The sequence below is a fragment of the Kitasatospora sp. NPDC001660 genome (assembly GCF_053596725.1).
In genome coordinates, this window is the sequence record NZ_JBSFGU010000051.1 from 13584 (window position 1) to 32835 (window position 19252).

The 19252-nt window shown below is 73.0% G+C and carries 15 protein-coding genes and 1 pseudogene; 14 read left to right on the plus strand and 2 right to left on the minus strand.

Going from position 1 to position 19252, the window contains the following annotated elements; genetic code table 11:
* The first annotated feature begins 29 nt into the window (after positions 1-29).
* Positions 30-689, plus strand: a complete 660-nt coding sequence (locus tag ACWCXH_RS33470; RefSeq protein WP_449805272.1) for a trimeric intracellular cation channel family protein — start codon at positions 30-32, stop codon at positions 687-689.
* Here ACWCXH_RS33470 and ACWCXH_RS33475 read toward each other — a convergent pair.
* Positions 625-1371 (minus strand): IclR family transcriptional regulator, encoded by a 747-nt coding sequence (locus ACWCXH_RS33475; protein ID WP_449805273.1) that lies wholly within the window; start codon positions 1369-1371, stop codon positions 625-627. The two genes, ACWCXH_RS33470 and ACWCXH_RS33475, sit on opposite strands and share 65 nt — an antisense overlap.
* A 145-nt stretch (positions 1372-1516) precedes the next feature.
* On the opposite strand from ACWCXH_RS33475, the gene ACWCXH_RS33480 reads away from it, so the two are divergent.
* On the plus strand, positions 1517-2698 hold the full coding sequence (locus ACWCXH_RS33480) for a cysteine desulfurase family protein (RefSeq protein ID WP_449805274.1): 1182 nt from the start codon (positions 1517-1519) through the stop codon (positions 2696-2698).
* Positions 2699-2851: 153 nt separating this feature from the next.
* On the plus strand, positions 2852-3988 hold the full coding sequence (mnmA, locus tag ACWCXH_RS33485; protein ID WP_449805275.1) for a tRNA 2-thiouridine(34) synthase MnmA: 1137 nt from the start codon (positions 2852-2854) through the stop codon (positions 3986-3988).
* 114 nt (positions 3989-4102) lie between these two features.
* On the opposite strand, the gene ACWCXH_RS33490 is transcribed toward mnmA, so the two are convergent.
* A complete protein-coding gene (locus ACWCXH_RS33490) occupies positions 4103-4753 on the minus strand; it encodes a hypothetical protein (protein ID WP_449805276.1) in 651 nt (216 codons plus the stop codon).
* A 293-nt stretch (positions 4754-5046) separates the two neighbouring features.
* Here ACWCXH_RS33490 and ACWCXH_RS33495 point away from each other — a divergent pair, with 293 nt between their 5' ends.
* From ACWCXH_RS33495 to ACWCXH_RS33545, 11 genes and pseudogenes are all read left to right on the plus strand, one after another.
* Positions 5047-5571 carry an LOG family protein gene (locus ACWCXH_RS33495; protein ID WP_449805292.1) on the plus strand — a complete coding sequence of 175 codons (525 nt, stop codon included), beginning with the start codon at positions 5047-5049 and terminating at the stop codon, positions 5569-5571.
* 13 nt (positions 5572-5584) lie between these two features.
* A complete protein-coding gene (locus tag ACWCXH_RS33500) occupies positions 5585-6274 on the plus strand; it encodes an SDR family oxidoreductase (protein WP_449805277.1) in 690 nt (229 codons plus the stop codon).
* A gap of 34 nt (positions 6275-6308) precedes the next feature.
* Positions 6309-7319: a methionine synthase gene (locus tag ACWCXH_RS33505; protein WP_449805278.1), complete on the plus strand. Its 1011-nt coding sequence runs from the start codon at positions 6309-6311 to the stop codon at positions 7317-7319.
* A 19-nt stretch (positions 7320-7338) separates the two neighbouring features.
* Positions 7339-9609 carry an NAD-dependent DNA ligase LigA gene (gene ligA / locus ACWCXH_RS33510; RefSeq protein WP_449805279.1) on the plus strand — a complete coding sequence of 757 codons (2271 nt, stop codon included), beginning with the start codon at positions 7339-7341 and terminating at the stop codon, positions 9607-9609.
* 374 nt (positions 9610-9983) lie between these two features.
* Positions 9984-11696: pseudogene (locus ACWCXH_RS33515) on the plus strand (putative bifunctional diguanylate cyclase/phosphodiesterase); the annotation flags it as partial.
* 161 nt (positions 11697-11857) lie between these two features.
* Positions 11858-12154 carry an Asp-tRNA(Asn)/Glu-tRNA(Gln) amidotransferase subunit GatC gene (gatC, locus tag ACWCXH_RS33520; protein ID WP_329927886.1) on the plus strand — a complete coding sequence of 99 codons (297 nt, stop codon included), beginning with the start codon at positions 11858-11860 and terminating at the stop codon, positions 12152-12154.
* A 5-nt stretch (positions 12155-12159) separates the two neighbouring features.
* Positions 12160-13653, plus strand: coding sequence for an Asp-tRNA(Asn)/Glu-tRNA(Gln) amidotransferase subunit GatA (gene gatA / locus ACWCXH_RS33525; RefSeq protein WP_449805280.1), 1494 nt, complete (start codon positions 12160-12162; stop codon positions 13651-13653).
* Positions 13650-13889 carry a hypothetical protein gene (locus ACWCXH_RS33530; protein ID WP_393029426.1) on the plus strand — a complete coding sequence of 80 codons (240 nt, stop codon included), beginning with the start codon at positions 13650-13652 and terminating at the stop codon, positions 13887-13889. The genes gatA and ACWCXH_RS33530 overlap by 4 nt, the downstream gene beginning before the upstream one ends.
* Before the next feature lie 77 nt (positions 13890-13966).
* On the plus strand, positions 13967-15478 hold the full coding sequence (gatB, locus tag ACWCXH_RS33535) for an Asp-tRNA(Asn)/Glu-tRNA(Gln) amidotransferase subunit GatB (RefSeq protein WP_449805281.1): 1512 nt from the start codon (positions 13967-13969) through the stop codon (positions 15476-15478).
* A 294-nt stretch (positions 15479-15772) separates the two neighbouring features.
* Positions 15773-15931 (plus strand): hypothetical protein, encoded by a 159-nt coding sequence (locus ACWCXH_RS33540; RefSeq protein ID WP_449805282.1) that lies wholly within the window; start codon positions 15773-15775, stop codon positions 15929-15931.
* Between the two features lie 134 nt (positions 15932-16065).
* Complete coding sequence (locus tag ACWCXH_RS33545; protein ID WP_449805283.1) at positions 16066-19125, plus strand: helix-turn-helix transcriptional regulator; 3060 nt, start codon at positions 16066-16068, stop codon at positions 19123-19125.
* The last annotated feature ends 127 nt before the right edge of the window (positions 19126-19252 follow it).

Below are 19252 nucleotides of genomic sequence, written 5' to 3' on the forward strand. Positions count from 1 at the left end.
CGTCCGGATCATCGGGTACAAAAGGGACGGTGACCTCGCAGATCTTCCCCTCCGACGTGCAGCAGTCGCTGGACCTCGTCGGCATCTTCGTCTTCGCCCTCTCCGGAGGGCTGCTCGCCGTCCGCAAGAACATGGACATCTTCGGGATCTGTGTGCTCGCCGAGGTCACCGCACTCGGCGGCGGCGTGATGCGCGACCTCGTGATCGGGGCGACCCCGGTCGCCGCGTTCACCAACCTCGGCTACTTCCTGACGCCGCTCGCGGCCGGGCTCGTCGTGTTCTTCCTGCACCCGGAGGTCGAGCGGATCAACCGCGCGGTGCAGACCCTCGACGCGCTCGGGCTCGGGCTGTTCTGCGTCACCGGCACCGCCAAGGCGCACGACTACGGGCTCGGCGCCGTCGCAGCCGTCGCGCTCGGCATGGTGACCGCGGCCGGCGGCGGCGTCGTCCGGGACGTCCTCGCCGGGGAGATCCCCTCGCTGCTGCGCTGGGACCGCGAAATCTACGCCGTGCCCGCGCTGGTCGGCGCCGGCCTGGTCGCCGCGCTGATCGGCGCCGACCGGCTCACCGGCGCCACCGGCACCGCCGCCGCGCTCACCGCCTTCATGCTGCGGATGCTCGCCCTCAAGTACGGCTGGCGCGCCCCGCGGGCCTGGCACCGCAACGGTTCTCGCACCAGCGAGGAGTAGGCGAGCCCCCGTACGCGAGCGAGATCGCCTCCACCGTGCAGAGCAGTTCCGGCACCATCCGGGCCAGCTCGCCCGGCGGCACCTCGCTCACCGGGGCGCTCACCGCGCAGGCCGCGACCGTCCGCCCGCCGCTGCCCGACACCGGCGCGGCCACGCAGGTGACCGGTTCCCGGTGTTCGGCCGACTCCGCCGCCCAGCCCCGGCGGCGCACCGCCACCAGCTCGGGCGGCAGGTCCTCCTCGCGGGTGCCGTCCTGCGGCAGTCCGGCCAGCAGCACCCGCCCGATCGCCGTCCCCGCGGTCGGCGCGCGGCGCCCGATCCGCGACGGCCGCCAGGCGCCGTGCCCGGCGACCTCGTCGACGTACAGCACCTCGCCGTCCTCCAGCACGGCCAGCTGGATGGTGAAACCGCAGCGCGCGTTCAGCGCGGCCAGGTACGGCGCGGCCACCTGCCGGACGTCGATCTCCTCCAGCGCCCGGTGGGCCAGCGACAGCAGCCGGCCGCCGAGGCGGTAGCGCCGGTCCGGCTGGCGCCGCGCGAAGCCGTGCTCCTCCAGCGTGCGCAGCAGGCGCAGCGCGGTGGACTTGTGGACGCCGATGCCGGTGGCAGCCTGTTCCAGGGTCACCGGCCCGTCGCCGAGCGAGCCGAGCAGGGTGAGGGCGCGGTCGACCGACTGCGACATGGCGTCCCCCGAGATCCGACGAGAAGTGTCCGTCAGGCTAACCGCTGGGTCGCCCAGTGGTACAAACCAGTGTCGGACGCCGTTGTCCGGATCCGTGCACAGGGCTGGAACAAGGCGGGGAAGCGCCCTCTACAATCGGGGGGTTATGCCATACCTGGACCATGCGGCGACCACGCCGATGCTGCCCGAGGCTTTCGAGGCGATGACGGCGCACCTCGGGGTCGTCGGCAACGCCTCCTCCCTGCACGCGGCCGGCCGCCGGGCCCGCCGCGTCGTCGAGGAGGCCCGCGAGTCGCTGGCCGAGTCGCTGGGCGCCCGGCCGAGTGAGATCGTCCTCACCGGCGGCGGCACCGAGTCCGACAACCTCGCCGTCAAGGGCCTGTACTGGGCCCGGCGGGACGCCGACCCGGCCCGCACCCGGGTGCTGTGCAGCCCGGTCGAGCACCACGCGGTGCTCGACGCGGTGCACTGGCTCTTCGAGCACGAGGGCGCCACCGTCGAGTACCTGCCGGTGGACGGGCTCGGGCGGGTCCACCCGCAGGCGCTGCGCGAGGCGATCGAGCGGGATCCGGGCTCGGTCGCGCTGGTCACCGTGATGTGGGCGAACAACGAGGTCGGCACCGTCCAGCCGGTGCGCGAACTCGCGGCCGTGGCGGCCGAGTTCGGCATCCCGATGCACGCCGACGCGGTGCAGGCGCTCGGTCAGGTGCCGGTGTCGTTCGCCGACTCCGGGCTCACCGCCGTCACCGTCACCGGGCACAAGATCGGCGGCCCGTTCGGCATCGGCGCGCTGCTGCTCTCGCGCGGTGCGACGCCCGTCCCGCTGCTGCACGGCGGCGGCCAGGAGCGCGACGTCCGCTCCGGCACCCTGGACGCGCCCGCCGCCGCCGGCTTCGCCGCCGCCGCGGCGATCGCGGTCGAACGGCGGGCCGAGCACGCGGTGGCGCTGGGCGCGCTGCGGGACGAACTGATCGCCTCCGTGCTGGCCGCCGTGCCGGACGCGGTGCTCAACGGCGACCCGGCCCCCGAGGGGCGGCTGCCCGCCAACGCGCACTTCTCCTTCCCCGGCTGCGAGGGGGACGCGCTGCTGATGCTGCTCGACGCCCAGGGCATCGAGTGCTCGACCGGCTCCGCGTGCTCGGCGGGCGTGCCGCAGCCGAGCCACGTGCTGCTGGCGATGGGGGCCGACCCGCTGCTGGCCCGCGCGTCGCTGCGCTTCTCCCTCGGCCACACCTCCACCCAGGACGACGTGTTGGCCCTGGCCGAGGTGATCGCCCCCGCCGTCCAACGTGCCCGCAACGCAGGGCCGATGGCGGTCCGGCGCTGATCGCTTCCGCGCAGGGGCGAACGCACACGGGCTGCCCCGCGCGCCCGGGTGGACGCCGGACACCGGCGCATGCCGTTGTCCGGCGGGCCCGGCTGTGCGGCGCCGGCATCGGCTCGGGGAACAGGTGCGGCAGCACGTAGGCTTGTTGCCATCATGACTGACTTCCCGGGTGCCCCGACCGCTCCGTCCACTGGCCGTCTGCGTGTGCTCGCGGCGATGTCCGGCGGGGTGGACTCCGCCGTCGCCGCCGCCCGTGCCGCCGAAGCGGGGCACGAGGTGACCGGCGTCCACCTGGCGCTGTCGTCGAACCCGCAGTCCTTCCGGACCGGCGCCCGCGGCTGCTGCACCATCGAGGACTCCCGGGACGCCCGCCGCGCCGCCGACGTCATCGGCATCCCCTTCTACGTGTGGGACCTCGCCGAGCGCTTCCGTGAGGACGTGATCGACGACTTCGTCGCCGAGTACGCCGCCGGCCGCACCCCCAACCCGTGCCTGCGCTGCAACGAGAAGATCAAGTTCGCCGCGCTGCTGGACAAGGCGATCGCGCTCGGCTTCGACGCCGTCTGCACCGGCCACTACGCCCGGATCGTCGACCTGCCGGACGGCCGCCGCGAGCTGCACCGCGCCGTGGACGCCGCCAAGGACCAGTCCTACGTGCTCGGCGTGCTCGACGCCGACCAACTCGCCCACTCCCTCTTCCCGCTCGGCGACACCACCAAGGACGTCATCCGCGAGGAGGCCGAGCGCCGGGGCCTGGCCGTCGCCAAGAAGCCGGACAGCCACGACATCTGCTTCATCGCGGACGGCGACACCCAGGGCTTCCTCGCCAGGCACCTCGGCACCGCGACCGGTGACATCCTCGACGTGGACGGCACCAAGCTCGGCGAGCACGACGGCGCGTACGGCTTCACCATCGGCCAGCGCAAGGGCCTGCGGATCGGCCGCCCGGCGCCGGACGGCAAGCCGCGCTACGTGCTCGACATCTCCCCGGTGAACAACACCGTCACCGTCGGCCCGGCCGAGGGCCTGGACGTGACCGGGCTGAGCGCGATCCGCCCGCGCTGGTGCGGCGGCGAGCCGGCCGCCGACGGCCGCTACACCGCCCAGCTGCGCGCGCACGGCGAGAAGGTGCCGGTCTTCGCCTCCGTCGTCGACGGCGAGCTCCGCGTCCGCCTGGACTCCCCGGCCCGCGGCATCGCCCCCGGCCAGGCCGTGGTGCTGTACGACGGCACCCGGGTGGTCGGCTCGGCCACCATCGCGACGACGGAGCGCCCGGCGGTCAAGGCCTGACCGACTGGGCGGGCCGGTCCAGCCGGGCCGACTGTCCGTGTCTGTTCTCGGTGGGTCCCCCGGGGCGCCGGCCGGGGAGCCCGGCACCCCGGGGGGCGGTTCGGCGCGGTGCGGTTACGGCGCGAGCCGCTCGGCCATGAGCTGAGGGAAGATGGGCCTCCCGGCGCTGTTGGTGAAGAGCACCGAGCTGGCGTTGTTTCCGGTGGTCTGGAAGGCGTCGAGCTCGATCACGTCACCGACTTTCAGGTCGACGATCGTCGAGGTGTCCTGCGACGTGTCGTGGGGGTTGTCGGCGCCCTTCTCGCCCTCGGAGACCCGCACGCCGTTGACCAGGACGGACAGGTCGCGCACGGCGCTCGCGTTCGGGAGGAAGTTCCAGAAGAGCTTCCCCTGGAGGTAGTAGCGCCCGGGCGTGTGGACCACGAGGGTCGAGTTCACCGGGTCGAACATCGCGTCCGTGTCGAACTCGGCCTGGGTGAAGGTGATCTTGGTTTGGGTGTTCGTCGGGATGACCTGCGGGCTGGTGGCGACGATCTTCGCGCCGACGTCGACCCGCTTGCAGTGCTCCTTCCCGTCCGGCCCGGCGGGGTCGTCGGCCGGACCGGGAACCGTCGCGCCCTGCTCGGTCGATCTGCAGGGCGATCCACCGGATACCGCATGGCCCACCGGGGCGCCCGCCTGAGCCGCGCCTGTGGTGACCAGTACGGCCAACCCGGTCGCCGCGAGAAGAGCGGGAATCCGCCGACGCATCGTGATGCCAGCCATGTCGTGCATGTCCTTTCAGTGAAACCGACAGGGGAAGCCCCGGGGCACCGTTTCCGCACGGCGACCCGACAGGGCGTCAAGGACATGACTAGCCCGCCGCGGGGGAGCCCGCCATCGAGCGTCCGCCGCTCCGCTCACCCGGCCGGAGGACTTCCCGGAGCCCGGCCCGGCACGTCTGACCTGGGGATCGAGCGACGGTGCGGTCCGGATGCCGCACCTGACAGGTACGCACGACGGGCGGCGGCCAAACCGGGTGAGTGAGGGCGGTGGGGCGTGATAGACCAATGAGCACTATGAATATCTGCGTCTTCTGCTCCGCGTACTCGCTCGACGACCGATACTCCGCCCCCGCCGCCGAGTTCGCCCGGCTGCTGGGGGAGGGCGGGCACACCCTGGTCTGGGGCGGCTCGAACGCCGGGCTCATGGGTCTGCTCGCCGATGAGGTGAGGGCGGCCGGCGGCAAGCTCGTGGGCGTGCTGGTCGAGATGCTGAAGCACAAGGGGTACGTCGGCGCCGACGAGCTCGTCATGACCCGAGACCTGGCCGAGCGCAAGGCGGAGTTGGCCGCCCGGGCGGACGCCATCGTCGTGCTGGTGGGCGGGCTGGGCACCCTGGACGAGGTCACCGAGGTGCTGGAGCTCAAGAAGCACGGGATGTTCGAGAAGCCGGTGGTGGTCCTCGACACCGAGGGGTTCTACTCGGGGATGCGCACCCAGCTGGAGCGGATGGACACCGAGGGGTTCCTGCCGCGGCCGCTCGGCGAGCTGATCACCTTCGCCGACACCCCGGCCGAGGTCTTCGAGCAGCTCAAGGCCTGAGAGGATCGGGGCCATGGCTGCACATCTGATCACCGGCGCGGGCTCGGGCATCGGCGCCGTCCTGGCCGGGCGCCTCGCCGAGCGCGGCGACGACCTCTGGCTGCTGGCCCGCGACGCCCGCCGGGCCGCCGAGCTGCGCGAGCGCTTCCCCGGCGCCCGCACCCTGGTCGGCGACCTGGGCGACCCGGCCAAGCTGTCCTGGGCCTTCGGGCACCAGCAGCTGCCCGTCGAACTGGACTCCCTGCTGCACGTCGCGGGCGTCGTCGAGCTGGGCCCGGTCGGTGACCTGCCGGTCAAGGCGTGGCAGGAGACGCTCAACGTCAACCTGGTCGCGCCCGCCGAGCTGACCCGGCTGCTGCTGCCCTCGCTGCGCCTGGCCAAGGGCCACGTCGTCTTCGTCAACTCCGGCGCAGGGCTGAGCGCCCACGCCGACTGGGCGGCGTACGCGGCGAGCAAGCACGGTCTCAAGGCGCTCGCCGACGCGCTGCGCCAGGAGGAGCACGCGAGCGGCGTCCGGGTCACCTCCGTCTACCCCGGCCGCACCGCGACGGCGATGCAGGTCAAGGTGCACCAGCAGGAGGGCAAGGAGTACGACGCCACCCGCTGGATCGAGCCGGAGTCGGTGGCGAGGGCGATCCTCGCCGCGCTCGACGCCTCCCGCGACGCGGAGATCACCGAGATCACCGTCCGCCCGGGGCGCTGAAACACGAACGGCGCCGCGCACTAGGCTCGGACGGGTGAGCACCCCACACCCCTTCCCCGACCTGCACGGCGCCGCCACCGGCGTCGGCTCGCTGCCCGGCACCGACGCGCGGGAGGCCGCCAGGACCTCCACGGGGGCCCTGGAACACCTGCCGTTCCTGCCCGAGCTGCCCGCGCGCGGGCCGGGCGCCGACATGATCGGCCGCAGCGCCGGCCTGCTGGTCGAGCTGTTCGCGCAGACCGAGCCGAGCGGCTGGCGCTTCGCCGACCGCCCCGGCCGGGACACCAGGCGGGCCCACTCGTGGCTCGGCGAGGACCTCGACGCGCTGGAGGAGTTCACCCAGGGCCACCGGGGCGCGCTCAAGGTCCAGGCCGTCGGGCCGTGGACGCTGGCCGCCTCCATCGAGCTGAAGCACGGTGAGAAGGCCCTCGCGGACCGCGGCGCCTGCCGGGACATCGCCGAGTCGCTCACCGAGGGCCTGCGCCGCCACCTCGCCGAGGTCCGCAAGCGGGTGCCCGGCGCGGAGGTGGTGCTCCAGCTCGACGAGCCCTCGCTGCCCGCCGTGCTGGCCGGCGCCGTGAAGACCGCCAGCGGCTTCCAGCGGCTGCGCGCGGTGGACCGGCAGGTCGCCGAGGAGCAGTTGCGCGAGCTGATCCGGGCCCTGGACGCGCCCGTGATCGTGCACTGCTGCGCGCCGGAGGTGCCGATCCCGCTGCTGCGCCGGGCGGGCGTGGCCGGCGTCTCGCTGGACTTCTCGCTGCTGACCGAGCGCGCGGACGACGACCTCGGCGAGGCCGTCGAGGCGGGCACGACGATCCTCGCGGGTGTCGTCCCCTCCGCTGACCAGGAGGTGTCGGACCCGGCCGGTAGTGTCCAGGGTGTCAGGACCTTGTGGCGCAGGCTCGGGTTCGCCCCGGAGCTGCTGGGCCGTCGTGTGCTGGTGACACCGACCTGTGGGCTGGCCGGGGCCTCCCCGGCGTACGCGCGCAAGGCGCTGTTGCTCGCGGCGCGGGCGGCGCAGAGCCTGGTGGACAACCCGGAATGAGAACGTAGGAGGGCTTGCGGTGGTGGCGGTCGAGGGCTGGGAGGACGTCCCGGCGGAGGTGCGCAGGCGGCACGCCGAGCTGGCACAGGAGATCACCGACCACCGCGCCCGGTACTACGAGCAGGACGCGCCGGTCGTCAGCGACGCCGAGTTCGACGCCCTGATGCGCGAGCTGGAGGCCATCGAGGCCGAGCACCCGGCCCTGGTCACCCCGGACTCGCCGACCCAGAAGGTCGGCGGCGCACCCACCGAACTGTTCGCCGAGGTCGAGCACCGCGAGCGGCTGCTCAGCCTCGACAACGCCATGGACGACGACGAGCTCGCCGCCTGGGCCGAGCGGGTCGCCACCGAGCTGCACGGCATCGACTACCACTTCCTGTGCGAGCTCAAGGTGGACGGCCTGGCCGTCAACCTCACCTACGAGAACGGCCAGTTGGTGCAGGCGGCGACCCGCGGCGACGGCCGGGTCGGCGAGGACATCACCGCCAACGTCCGCACCATCAAGGAGATCCCGCACCAGCTCAAGGGCGACGACATCCCCGAGCTGGTGGAGATCCGCGGCGAGGTCTACTTCCCGACCGAGGCCTTCGACGCGCTCAACGCCTCCTTCGCGGAGGAGAACGAGCGCCGTCGCCAGGAGAACGAGGAGCGCGCCAAGGAGGGCAAGCGGCCCCGGGCGATGATCCGGCTGTTCATGAACCCTCGTAACGCCGCCGCCGGTTCGCTGCGCCAGAAGGACCCGCGCGTCACCGCCTCCCGCCCGCTGCACATGGTGGTGCACGGCATCGGTGCCCGGGTCGGCTTCGACATCGACAACCAGTCGCACGCCTACGACCTGCTGTACGAGTGGGGCCTGCCCACCGCCCGGCACAACAAGGTGGTGAAGACCCTCACTGAGGTACGGGCGTTCATCAAGCACTACGGCGAGCAGCGGCACTCCGTCGAGCACGAGATCGACGGCGTCGTGGTCAAGGTGGACGAGATCGCCCTGCAGGGCCGGCTCGGCGCCACCTCCAAGTCCCCGCGCTGGGCGATCGCCTGGAAGTACCCGCCGGAGGAGGTCACCGGCAAGCTGGCCGAGATCAAGGTCGGCATCGGCCGCACCGGCCGGGCCACCCCGTACGCGGTGCTGGCCGAGCCGGTGAAGGTGGCCGGTTCGATGGTCCAGTACGCGACGCTGCACAACCAGGAGATCGTCAAGGCCAAGGACGTCCTGCTCGGCGACACCGTGGTGCTGCGCAAGGCCGGTGACGTCATCCCGGAGATCCTCGGCCCGGTCTACGACCTGCGGGACGGCACCGAGGAGGCCTTCGTGATGCCCTCGCACTGCCCGGAGTGCGGCAGCGAGCTGCGCCCGATGGCCGAGGGCGACATCGATCTGCGCTGCCCGAACGCCCGGTTCTGCCCGGCCCAGATCCGCGAGCGGATCGCCTTCCTCGGCGGGCGGTCGTGCCTGGACATCGAGGGTCTCGGCTACGTCGCCGCCACCGCGCTGACCCAGCCGCTGGAGCCGACCGAGGCGCCGGTGCGCAACGAGGGCGACATCTTCGGCCTGACCGAGGAGCGGTTGCTGCCGATCAGGGTGCTGGTCCGGGACCAGAAGACCGGTATGCCGAAGCTGGACGACGTCACGGGCGAGGAGAAGGAGGTGTTCTTCTTCGCCACCACCACGGGTGCGGCCAAGAAGACCACCGGCCTGCTGCTGGAGAATCTCAACAACGCCAAGGAGCGCCCGCTCTGGCGCTACCTCAACGGGCTGTCCATCCGTCACGTCGGCCCGGTGGCCGCCCAGGCGCTGGCGCGCGAGTTCCGCGACCTGGACGCGATCTTCGCGGCCGACGAGGAGCGGCTGGCCGCCACCGAGGGCGTCGGGACCGGCACCGCCCGCTCGATCATCGAGTGGTATCAGGAGGAGTGGCACCGGGAGATCCTGGAGAAGTGGCGCGCGGCCGGCGTCCGCTTCGTCGAGGAGCCCGCGGACGAGGGGGAGGCGGAGCGCCCGCTGGAGGGCCTGACCGTGGTGGTCACCGGCACGCTGGTCGGGCACACCCGGGACGGCGCCAAGGAGGCGCTGACCTCGCGCGGAGCGAAGGTGACCGGATCGGTGTCGAAGAAGACCGATTTCCTGGTCGCGGGTGACAATCCAGGGTCCAAGTACGACAAGGCCGTTCAGCTCGGCCTGCCGATCCTGGACGACGCCGGCTTCGCCGTCCTGCTCGCCGACGGCCCGGCCGCGGCCCGCGCCCACCTGGGACTCGACGAGCCCGAGGAGGCCCCCGCCGCGGGCTGACCCGAGCCGCGAGTGGCCGAATCCGCCTTGTTATCGTCCTGATGCAACGTCACCGGGTGCCGTTCAGTGAAAGCGGGCACAGTGTCACTGGGCGACACCCGGGCACGGTGGCGCGTTTCCGGTTGTCCGAAAGTCTGCCCACCGGGTGGGCCCCGGCATACCCTGGAGCGCAACAGAGTGTCAGCAGGGGTGGGGGCACCGGCTGAGCCGGTACTCCGCGGGGTCGCTCCATGCCCGCCAGCAGTCGGTACCGGCACGGTGCCTCACCGTAAGGCGGCCTGACGGGGCGGGCCCGACGGAGGACAGGGCTTATGGATCGTACGACCGGCGGCGCGCCCACACGCCCGCCGCAGGGGGTGGCGGGTGCGGTCCTGCTGCTCGGCGTGCTGCTGGCCGGTGCCGCGCCGCTCATCCCGCTGGCCGTCCTGGTCTACCGGTACGAACCCGAGCTGTTGCCGCTGTTCGCGGTGCCGCTGGCCGTCCTGGTCGCGGCGTGGCGGATCGCCCGGGACCGCGCCCGCGACCAGCTGACCGACCCGCTGACGGACCTGCCCAACCGTCAGGCCCTGCTGCTGGCCGCCCAGGAGGCGATAGCCGAGCACGAACAGGGCTACAGCGTCGGTCTCATACTGCTCGACCTCGATCGCTTCCGATCACTCAACGATACGCTCGGTCACACCGCCGGTGACCGGCTCCTCGTGCACATCGCCCGCCGGCTGCACCGCGCCCTGCGCTCCGGCGGTTCGGCCGGCAGCCCCACCCGGGAGTCCATCGACGACGTCTTCGCCGGCCTGCCCCGGCACTACCGCCGCGGCCGCCCGATGGTGGCCCGGATGGGCGGCGACGAGTTCGCCGTCCTGCTGCCCGGCATCAACTGCCCGGACTGCCTGGAGCGCGTCGCCAGGGCGCTGATCGCCGAACTCGCCGCCCCGATCCGGCTGGACGGGCTGCTGCTCGTCCTGGAGGCCAGCGCGGGCGTCTGCGTCTTCCCGCAGCACGCCCAGGACGCCGAGTCGCTGCTGCGCCGCGCCGACGTCGCGATGGGCCACGCCCAGCGCGGGCGCAGCGGCGTCGAGCAGTACGACGAGACGCAGGACGCCGACACGCCGTACCGGATCGGGCTCCTGGGGGACCTGCGCCGGGCCCTGGAGACCGGCGAGGTGCAGTTGCACTACCAGCCGAAGGTGGCCTTCGACGGCCGGGTGGTGGGTCTGGAGGCGCTGCTGCGCTGGGAGCGGCCGGGCCAGGGCCGGGTGTCGCCGGACGAGTTCGTCGGGCTCGCCGAGTCCAGCGGGCTGATGCCGCGGCTGACCGACTACGTGCTGGAGGCCGCGGTCGGCCAGCTCGCGTACTGGCGCGACCAGGGCCTGCAGGTGCAGGTCGCGGTGAACGTCTCGCCGCGCGACGTGCTCAACCCCGGCTTCGCGCAGCGCGTCGCCGGGCACCTGGTGCGCCACCAGGTGCCGGCCCACGCGCTCCAGCTGGAGATCACCGAGCGGCTCCTGCTGGACGACTCCCGGCGGGCCGCCGACACCCTGGCCGAGCTGCGCGGCTACGGCGTCGGAATGTCCCTGGACGACTTCGGCACCGGTCACTCCTCGCTGGTGCGGCTGCGCAGCCTGCCGGTCGGCGAGCTGAAGATCGACCGCTCGTTCGTCTCCCGGATGGTCGCCGACGACCACGACGCGGCGGTGGTCCGCTGCTCGGTGGAGCTGGCGCACTCGCTGGGGCTGACCGTGGTCGCCGAGGGCGTCGAGGACGACGAGACCTGGGAGCGGCTGCACTGCATGGGCGTGGACGCGGTGCAGGGCTGGCTGGTGTCGGCCGCGCTGCCGCCCGAGCAGGCCACCGCCTGGCTGCGGGTGCACCGCACCGGCACCCCGACCATGGAGCGGCTGGCCGCCACGCTGCCGCCCGTCATCAAGCCGGCCGTCCAGAAGATCCCCGGCGGCAAGCCCGCGATGCCGCCGGTCCTGCCGCCGACGCTCCCGCCCGTCCTGCCTCCCGTCGTGCAGGCCGTGCAGGCCGCGCAGATGGAGATCAAGGCGCCGGGGGCGCAGAGTTGGGCCCGGACCAGGCCGCAGTGACCGCGCCGCCGGTTACTCGTTGGCCGGTGGCCGGGCCGGGCCCCATAGGATGGGGTCCAAAGACCACGAGGACGGGAGCGCCGAGCCGGCTGCTCCTGCCCGGGCCCGGCACCGCTGAAGCAGCGCCGGGCCTCACCAGAACTCACCCTGAGGATCGCTGCATGCCTGGCATCACGCGCGAGGAGGTCGCCCACCTCGCCCGGCTGTCGCGTCTTGAGCTGAAGCCCGAAGAGCTGGACCACTTCGCCGAGCAGCTCGACGTGATCATCGGCGCGGTCGCCCGCGTTTCCGAAGTCGCCGGACAGGACGTCCCGCCGACCTCCCACCCGCTTCCGCTGACCAACGTCATGCGGGCGGACGAGGTGCGGCCGTCGCTCACCCCGGAGCAGGCGCTCGCGAGCGCGCCCGCCGCCGAGGAGCAGCGTTTCCGTGTGCCGCAGATCCTCGGGGAGGACTGACCGAGATGACCGAGCTGATCCGTTACACGGCCGCCGAGACCGCCGCCGCCATCGCCAAGGGCGAGGTGTCCGCCGTCGAGGTCGCGCAGGCGCACCTGGACCGCATCGACGCGGTCGACAAGAAGGTCAACGCCTTCCTGCACGTCGACACCGAGGGCGCGCTGGACGCCGCCAAGGCCGTCGACGAGAAGCGCGCCCGCGGCGAGGAGCTGGGCCCGCTGGCCGGCGTCCCGCTCGCGCTGAAGGACGTCTTCACCACCAAGGGCGTGCCGACCACCTGCGGCTCCAAGATCCTCGAAGGCTGGATCCCGCCGTACGACGCCACGCTGACCACGCGACTCAGGGACGCCGGCGTCGTCATCCTCGGCAAGACCAACATGGACGAGTTCGCGATGGGCTCCTCCACCGAGAACTCGGCCTACGGCCCGACCGGCAACCCGTGGGACCTCTCCCGCATCCCCGGCGGTTCCGGCGGCGGTTCGGCCGCGGCGCTGGCCGCCTTCGAGGCCCCGCTGGCGATCGGCACCGACACCGGCGGCTCGATCCGCCAGCCCGGCGCCGTCACCGGCACCGTCGGCGTCAAGCCGACCTACGGCGCGGTCTCCCGCTACGGCCTGATCGCGTTCTCCAGCAGCCTGGACCAGGGCGGCCCGTGCGCCCGCACCGTGCTGGACGCGGCGCTGCTGCACGAGGCCATCGCCGGGCACGACCCGCTGGACTCCACCTCGATCGACGCGCCCGTCCCGGCCGTCGTCGAGGCCGCGAAGCTGCGCGACGTGCGCGGCATGCGCATCGGTGTCGTCAAGGAGTTCGCCGGCGAGGGCTACCAGGCCGGCGTGATGCAGCGCTTCAACGAGTCGGTGGAGCTGCTGCGCGAGCTGGGCGCCGAGGTCGTCGAGGTGTCCTGCCCGTCCTTCACCCTGGCGCTGCCCGCGTACTACCTGATCGCGCCGTCGGAGTGCTCCTCCAACCTGGCCCGCTTCGACGCCATGCGCTACGGCCTGCGGGTCGGCGACGACGGCTCGCGCTCGGCCGAGGAGGTCACCGCCCTCACCCGCGAGGCCGGTTTCGGCCCCGAGGTGAAGCGCCGCATCATGCTCGGCACCTACGCCCTCTCCTCGGGCTACTACGACGCCTACTACGGCTCGGCCCAGAAGGTCCGCACGCTCATCTCGCGCGACTTCGACGCCGCTTTCGCCGGTGTGGACGTGCTGGTCTCGCCGACCACGCCGACCACCGCCTTCCCGATCGGCGAGCGCGCCGACGACCCGATGGCGATGTACCTGGCCGACCTGTGCACGATCCCGTCGAACCTGGCGGGCAACGCGGCCATGTCGCTGCCGGTCGGTCTGGCCCCGGAGGACAATCTCCCGGTCGGCCTGCAGATCATCGCACCCGCGATGGCGGACGACCGCCTGTACCGCGTGGGCGGCGCCGTCGAGGCCGCACTCAACGACAAGTGGGGGCACACCCTGCTGGAGGAGGCACCGGCACTGTGAGCAAGATCGAGAAGGCCAAGGGCTTCAAGCACACCAAGCCCGGCCTGTGGCTGTCCATCGGAACCAGCGCCTTCGGTGCGATCTCCGTCGTCAAGGACGTCCGCAAGGCCCGCGAGGAGAGCGACACCCTGAAGCTGGTCAACGCCCTGGTCGGCGCCGCCGCGCTGATCACCGGCACCGCCCTGCTGGTGCGCGAGCTGCGGCAGCTCGGCTCCGACGACGTGCTGCTGGGCTGAGCTGAGCGCCCTGGCCCGGCCCCGCGCGAGCGGCGGCCGGGCCCGTACCTCCCAAGTCTTATGAGTGAAGGGACGCTGTGAGCGTCATGAACCTGGTCTCCTACGAGGACGCTCTCGCGTCGTACGACCCGGTGATGGGCCTTGAGGTCCACGTCGAGCTGGGCACCAAGACCAAGATGTTCTGCGGTTGCTCGACCGAGCTGGGCGCCGAGCCGAACAGCCAGACCTGCCCGACCTGCCTGGGCCTGCCGGGCTCGCTGCCGGTGGTCAACGCGACCGGTGTGGAGTCGGCGGTCAAGATCGGCCTGGCGCTCAACTGCGAGATCGCCGAGTGGTGCCGGTTCGCGCGGAAGAACTACTTCTACCCGGACATGCCCAAGAACTTCCAGACCTCGCAGTACGACGAGCCGATCGCCTTCAACGGCTACCTCGACGTGCAGCTGGAGGACGGCTCGACCTTCCGCGTGGAGATCGAGCGCGCCCACATGGAGGAGGACACCGGCAAGTCCACCCACGTCGGCGGCGCCACCGGCCGCATCCACGGTGCCGAGTACTCGCTGCTCGACTACAACCGGGCCGGCATCCCGCTGATCGAGATCGTCACCAAGCCGATCGTCGGCGCCGGCGAGCGCGCCCCCGAGGTCGCCAAGGCCTACGTCACCGAACTGCGCGAGCTGATCCGGGCGCTCGGCGTGTCCGAGGCGCGCATGGACAAGGGCCAGATGCGCTGCGACGTCAACCTGTCGCTGCGCCCGAACGGCACCGAGAAGTTCGGCACCCGCTCGGAGACCAAGAACGTCAACTCGCTGCGCAGCGTGGAGCGGGCCGCCCGGTACGAGATCCAGCGCCACGCCACGGTGCTGACCGACGGCGGCACGATCATCCAGGAGACCCGCCACTTCCACGAGGACGACGGCTCCACCACCTCGGGCCGCGTCAAGGAGGAGGCGGAGGACTACCGCTACTTCCCGGAGCCGGACCTGGTGCCGATCGCCCCCTCGCGCGAGTGGGTCGAGGAGCTGCGCGCCGGGCTGCCCGAGCTGCCGCGCGTGCGCCGGGCCCGCCTCCAGGCCGAGTGGGGCCTGTCCGACAAGGACATGCAGTCCGTCCTCAACGCCGGTGCGGTCGAGCCGATCCAGGAGACCATCGCCGCCGGCGCCCCGGCCGACCAGGCCCGCAAGTGGTGGATGGGCGAGCTGGCCCGCCGCGCCAACGAGACCGGCACCGAGCTCACCGAGCAGCCGATCACCCCGGCGCAGGTCGCCCGGGTCGCCGCGCTGGTCGCCGAGGGCAAGCTGAACGACAAGCTGGCCCGCCAGGTCATCGAGGCCGTGCTGGCCGGCGAGGGCGAGCCGGACGAGGTCGTCGAGAAGCGCGGCCTGGCCGTCGTCTCGGACGACTCCGCGCTCGGCGCCGCCGTCGACCAGGCCATCGCCGAGAACGAGGCCGTCGCCGCCAAGATCCGCGACGGCAAGGTCGCGGCCGTGGGCGCGCTGGTCGGCGCGGTCATGAAGGCCACCCGCGGACAGGCGGACGCCGCCCGCGTGAAGGATCTGATCCTGGAGCGGCTTGCCGCGGAAGGACAGTAAGCACAGCCTGGAGCGGCTCGCCGCGGAAGGACAGTAAGCACAGTCTGGAGAAGCTGGGCGTCTGTGCCTGAGGTCCTAAGGCGTCTTAGGCGTCTAAGGCCATCTAAGTAAGGCCTAAGGCCCGGTTCCACCCCCACATTGGGAGGGAACCGGGCCTTTGCCGTGCCCGGGCGACCCCGCCTAAGGCATCCGGGCCCCCGAAGATCGGGAAGCCTGCCGATGTGCTGCACCCCTCTGGGAGAGGAGGGTCTTACCCGACAGAGAAGAAAGAGACCCACCACAGAAGGAACCACCGTGATCGAGTACGAGCTCATCCAGCAGCAGGTCCACGAGCTTCAGGCCCGCGCCGAGCACCAGCGCCTGGTCCGCGAGGCCAAGGCCGCCGGCCGCGCCAAGCGCCGTCCGGTCGTCGCCCGCTTCCAGCGCCGCCCCGTGCGGAAGACCGAATGCTGATCGACCGGCACCCGAGCAGTGCCGAGGGGACTTCGGAGGGGGAGGCGCGACAGGAAAGCGCCTCCCCCTCCGGGCGTTCGCCGGGCGAGATATCCCCTCGGCCCGGCGCGTCCGCCTATGGCATGCTCGCCTCCATGCAGCAGATGTCGGTGAGTCCCGTCTTCGTCGGCCGCGGCACCGAGATCACCGCCCTCGCGGACGCGCTGCGCCGGGCCGGCTCCGGCAGCCCGCAGACCGTCCTGATCGGCGGCGAGGCGGGCGTCGGCAAGACCCGCCTGCTGGAGGAGTTCCTGGACCGCGCCGGCCACGGCGGGGGAGTGGTCACCACCCTGGGCGGCTGTCTGGAGATCGGCGCCGAGGGCCTCCCGTACGCGCCGCTCGCGGGCGCGCTGCGCCGGCTGCACCGCACGCTCGGCGCCGAACTGGAGGCCGCCGCGGCCGGCAGCGAGGGCCATCTCGCTCGCCTGCTGCCCGAGTTCGGCGACGCCGACGGCGAACCGAACGACGAGTACGGCCGGGCCCGGCTGTTCGAGCACACCGCGAGGCTGTTCGAGCGGCTCGGCGCGGACCGTACCCTCGTCATCGCCGTCGAGGACCTGCACTGGTCCGACCGTTCCACCCGCGAACTCCTCGCCTACCTGGTCCGCACCCTGCACCGCGCCCGGGTGCTGCTGATCGCCACCTACCGCACCGACGACCTGCACCGCCGCCACCCGCTGCGCCCCTTCCTCGCCGAGCTCGAACGGCTGCGCACCGTCCAGCGGCTGGAGCTGGAGCGGTTCCGCCGCGGCGAGGTCGCCGCCCAGCTGGCCGGCATCCTCGGCACCGCCGCGCCCGACCGGCAGCTGGTGGACCGGATCCACCGCCGCTCCGAGGGCAACCCGTTCTTCGTCGAGGAGCTGGCCACCGCCTTCCAGGACGGCTGCGGGGCCGGCCTCACCGACTCGCTGCGCGACATCCTGCTGGTCCGGGTGGAGAGCCTGGACGAGGAGGCCCAGAAGGTGGTGCGGATCGCCGCCGAGGGCGGCTCGCACGTCGAACACGCCCTGCTCGCCGCCGTCCTGGAGGACCTGATGGCGGACGAGGAGGAGCTGATCGGGGCCCTGCGGACGGCCGTCGGCGCCAACATCCTGCGCCCGGACGGCGACGGCGAGGGCTACCGCTTCCGGCACGCGCTGGTCCGCGAGGCCGTCTCGGACGACCTGCTGCCCGGCGAACGGCACCGGATCAACCGCAAGTTCGCGCTCGCCGTCGAGGCGGAGCCGCACCTCGTGCCGAGCGACGCCCTGCCCGCCCGGCTCGCCAACTACTGGTACCACGCGCACGATCCGGCCCGCGCCCTGCCGACCGCCCTGGACGCCGCCCGGGCCGCCCGGCGCCGCAACGCCTTCGCCGAGCAGCTGCGCATGCTCGAACGCGCCCTCGAACTCTGGGACATGGTCTCCGAGGACGTCCTCGCGCACACCCTGCGCCCGTACGACTGGGCCGAGACCTACCCGCCCGGCTCCTGCGACGTCGGCCCCCAGGACGAGAACTGCGGCCGGATCCAGCTGATCGACGTGTTCGCCGAGGCCGTGGTCGCCGCCCGGCGCAGCGGCGACCGCGAGCGCGGGCTCAGCCTCGCCCGCCGCGCGCTCAAGCTGGTCGACGAGAGCGTGGACCCGCTGCGCGCGGCCTGGTTCCGGATCAACCGGGCCCGGATGCTCGGCCACCTGCGACGCTCGGGCGACGACGAGGAGATCGCGCGCGCGCACCGGCTGGTCGACCACCTGCCGCCGTCCGCGGTGCAGGCCGAGGTGTTCGCACTCGGGGCCGGGGTGGCGATGCTCAAGCACCCCGGGCGCGAGCACGTCGAGCTCGCCGAGCGGGCGATCCGGATCGCCCGCGAGGTCGGCGCGCACGCCGTCGAGCAGCACGCCCGGATGACGCTCGCCAGTCTGCGCTACGACCTGGAGGGCGACGCCGAGTCCGGGCTGGCCGAACTGCGGGCCGCCGTCGAGGCGTCCCGCCGCCTCGGCACGCCGGACGTGCTGCTGCGCGGCATCAACAACCTCGCGAGCGTGCTGCGCGGGCTCGGCCGTGCCGAGGAGGCGATGGCGATGGCCCGCGAGGGCCTGGAGCACGCGGCCGGCTACGGCCTGGTGCGCAACAGCGGCTCCATCCTGACCGGCAACCTGGCCGAGGCGCTGATCGACCTCGGGCGCCTCGCGGAGGCCGTCGAGGTGCTGGGCGACTGCGAGCCGGACGGCACGGCCCTCGCCCACACCGAGTTCCTCGAACGGATGCGCGGCGAGGTCGCCCTGCTGGAGGGGGACCTGGCCAAGGCTGCGGTCCTCGTGGGCCGGGCCCGGGAGGCCAACCGGGTCGGCCAGATCCAGCACTCGGCGCCGATCAGCCGGCTCGCGGTGCGGATCGCCGCGCTGAACGGCCGGCCGCTGGAGGCCCGCGCCGAGTTGCTCGACGCGCTCGCGGACGCCCAGTGGCTCGGCGACGAGGCCGACGTGTACCCGCTGCTGTTCGAGGGGGCCGCGGTGGAGGCGGACGCCCGGGGCCTGCCGGAGGCCGGGGCGGGGCGGGCCGAGGTGCTGGCCGGGATCGCCGCGACTGCGGCCGGGCTCACCCCCAAGGCGCCGCTGCACCACGGCTGGGCCCGGCTGCTGGAGGGCGAGCTCGCCCGCGCGGAGGGCGCCGACACCCCGGAGCAGTGGGCCGCCGCGGTCGTCGCACTGCGGCCGGTCGGCCTGCCGCATCCGCTGGCGCTCGCCCTGTTGCGGGCCGGCGAGGCCGAGGTGCGGGCCGGGCGGCGCGAGGCGGCCGCCGAACTGCTGCGCGAGGCGCGGGAACTGGTCGAGGCACGGGGCGACCGCCCGCTGCTCACGGAGATCACGGGCCTGGCCGACCGGGCCGGGCTGACGCTCGCTCCGGCCGCGCCCGCGGCGGTCCCCGCGGAGCGGACCGCGCCGGCGGGTGAGTCCTTCGGCCTCACCCCCCGTGAGCGGGACGTGCTTCGATTGCTCGCGCGCGGCTGGACGAACCGGCAGATCGCCGAGGAGCTGTACATCTCGCCGAAGACCGCGAGCGTGCACGTCTCCAACATCCTCGGCAAGCTCGCGGTCGGCGGCCGGGGCGAGGCGGCCGCGCTGGCCCACCGCTTCCGCCTGTTCCCGGACGACCTGGCCCCGGCTGCCGGCTGACCGGCCCACCCGCTCCGGACCGGCCGGCCCACCCCGCCGACCGGTCCCGGGCAGGTGGGCGCCGTCGCGTGCTCCCGTGCGCGCCGTGTGAGCCCCCATCCGCGCGCCGCTGCCAACTGGGCAGATC

Coding starts and splice junctions, on each gene's coding strand:
- mnmA (WP_449805275.1), top strand. CDS start 2,852: ATGACTGACTTCCCGGGTGCCCCGACCGCTCCGTCCACTGGCCGTCTG.
- ACWCXH_RS33480 (WP_449805274.1), top strand. CDS start 1,517: ATGCCATACCTGGACCATGCGGCGACCACGCCGATGCTGCCCGAGGCT.
- ACWCXH_RS33475 (WP_449805273.1), bottom strand. CDS start 1,371: ATGTCGCAGTCGGTCGACCGCGCCCTCACCCTGCTCGGCTCGCTCGGC.
- gatA (WP_449805280.1), top strand. CDS start 12,160: ATGACCGAGCTGATCCGTTACACGGCCGCCGAGACCGCCGCCGCCATC.
- ACWCXH_RS33495 (WP_449805292.1), top strand. CDS start 5,047: ATGAATATCTGCGTCTTCTGCTCCGCGTACTCGCTCGACGACCGATAC.
- ACWCXH_RS33545 (WP_449805283.1), top strand. CDS start 16,066: ATGCAGCAGATGTCGGTGAGTCCCGTCTTCGTCGGCCGCGGCACCGAG.
- gatC (WP_329927886.1), top strand. CDS start 11,858: ATGCCTGGCATCACGCGCGAGGAGGTCGCCCACCTCGCCCGGCTGTCG.
- ACWCXH_RS33500 (WP_449805277.1), top strand. CDS start 5,585: ATGGCTGCACATCTGATCACCGGCGCGGGCTCGGGCATCGGCGCCGTC.
- ACWCXH_RS33490 (WP_449805276.1), bottom strand. CDS start 4,753: ATGGCTGGCATCACGATGCGTCGGCGGATTCCCGCTCTTCTCGCGGCG.